Source organism: bacterium, assembly GCA_030654305.1.
Taxonomy (GTDB): Bacteria; Krumholzibacteriota; Krumholzibacteriia; order LZORAL124-64-63; family LZORAL124-64-63; genus PNOJ01.
This window is the reverse complement of record JAURXS010000248.1, coordinates 1-1659: the sequence shown is the minus strand read 5'-3', so window position 1 is coordinate 1659 and position 1659 is coordinate 1. Positions and strand designations below refer to the sequence as shown.

Sequence of the window (1659 nt, the reverse complement as noted above, 5' to 3'; positions counted from 1 at the left end):
GAGGATCTTCAACAGCGCGTTGAAGGCCCCCTTCGAGAGCATGTGGACCTCGTCGATGATGAAGACCCGGCTCGCCCCGGGGCTGGGCGTGTACTGGGCCATGTCGCGCAGCTCGCGCACGTTGTCCACGCCGGTGTGGCTCGCGGCGTCGATCTCCAGCACGTCCAGCGACGAGCCGGCGGCGACCGCCGCGCAGGCCTCGCAGGCGCCGCAGGGCTCGTCCTTGACGCCGGCCGTGCAGTTCAGGGCCTTGGCCAGCAGCCGCGCCACGGTGGTCTTGCCGCAGCCGCGGGGGCCGGAGAACAGGTAGGCGTGGGCGAGCTTGTCGCGGCGCAGCGCCGCGCGCAGCGTGCGCGTGACGTGCTCCTGGCCCACCATCGCATCGAAGGTTGCGGGGCGGTACTTGCGGGCCAGCGCGTGGTAGGACATGGCACCTTCGTGGAGAAGGGTCTGTCGGGGGAAGGTGGGCCAGGCTGGCGGCGCACACGACAGCTTCCGCGTACCGCTGCTACTTTCCAGTCCTGACGGGGTTAGCTCACCGGCGTCGCACCGGGCCTGGCCCATCGAGTCGGTCGGGGTTCCTTCCCCAGCGAGAAATCACTTCGAGATGAGGTGGTGGAGATGATCGGGTTCGAACCGACGACCCCTACGTTGCGAACGTAGTGCTCTCCCAGCTGAGCTACATCCCCACCCGGTACTGTCGTTCAGAGCGCGGCGATCATGGCGGAGAGGCAGGGATTCGAACCCTGGGAACACTTGCGTGTTCAACGGTTTTCGAGACCGCCCCGTTCAACCGCTCCGGCACCTCTCCGCCCCGTTCGCGATCATGGCGGAGAGTCAGGGATTCGAACCCTGGGTACCTTGCGGTACACACGATTTCCAGTCGTGCCGATTCGACCGCTCTCGCAACTCTCCGCTCGATTCGATGCGGCCGGCAATATAGCACGGACCCGGACTGAAATCAACTCGCGCCGCGGCACGGAATTCCCGGTTTTTCAGCCCTCAGCGCCCCCCCGGGCGCGCAGCCGCCGGAAGAAATCCCGCAGCAGGTCCGCGCACTCGGCTTCCAGGACTCCGCCCAGCACTTCGAAGACGAGGCGGTAGGGATTGGTCTCCAACAAGCGCGCGGTCGACACCAGGGCCCCGGCGCGCGGGTCGGTCGCCCCGTAGACGATCAGCCGCGGGCGGCCGAGCAGGACGGCGCCGGCGCACATCGTGCAGGGCTCGAGCGTCGAGTAGAGCGTGCACTCGTCCAAACGCCAGTCGCCCAGCGAGGCGGCCGCCGCTCCGAGCGCGAGGATCTCCGCGTGGGCCGTCGGGTCCTTGAGCGCCTCGACCTGGTTACGGCCGCGGCCGATGACCCGGTCCCGGTGCACGACGACCGCACCGACGGGCACGTCCCCGGCCTCGCCGGCGGCGCGCGCCTCCGCCAGGGCGAGGCGCATCCAGCGCTCGTGGCTGACGAAGAGACCGGTATCCAAGTCCATGGCCGCGATCCTCGTCGGAACGTGCATCCCGGGAATGGAGCGACCCGCCGGCGGCGGGTCGCTCGAAGTGGCGCGCCCAGGAGGATTCGAACCCCCAACCTTCTAATCCGTAGTCAGATGCTCTATCCAATTGAGCTATGGGCGCGACCGCGGCAATATACCATTCCCCCCG

Annotated in this window: 2 protein-coding genes, 4 tRNA genes and 1 other RNA gene; all 7 read right to left on the bottom strand. The window is 68.2% G+C overall.

The features are described 5' to 3' along the window. Positions 1 to 429: AAA family ATPase (locus Q7W29_07105; GenBank protein ID MDO9171579.1), on the bottom strand; the 429-nt coding region annotated here is incomplete at its 3' end. 34 nt (positions 430 to 463) lie between these two features. Beyond that, an RNA gene (gene ffs / locus Q7W29_07100) (signal recognition particle sRNA small type) lies at positions 464 to 561 on the bottom strand. A gap of 52 nt (positions 562 to 613) precedes the next feature. Beyond that, positions 614 to 689 (bottom strand) — tRNA-Ala (locus Q7W29_07095). A 32-nt stretch (positions 690 to 721) separates the two neighbouring features. Then, positions 722 to 811: transfer RNA gene (locus Q7W29_07090), tRNA-Ser, on the bottom strand. Positions 812 to 827: 16 nt separating this feature from the next. Further along, positions 828 to 915, bottom strand: a tRNA-Ser gene (locus Q7W29_07085). An 80-nt stretch (positions 916 to 995) separates the two neighbouring features. Continuing rightward, the gene (locus Q7W29_07080) at positions 996 to 1487 is read right to left on the bottom strand and encodes a nucleoside deaminase (GenBank protein MDO9171578.1); all 492 of its coding nucleotides are present in this window, start codon (positions 1485 to 1487) and stop codon (positions 996 to 998) included. Positions 1488 to 1555: 68 nt separating this feature from the next. Further along, positions 1556 to 1632 (bottom strand) — tRNA-Arg (locus Q7W29_07075). Positions 1633 to 1659: the final 27 nt, after the last annotated feature.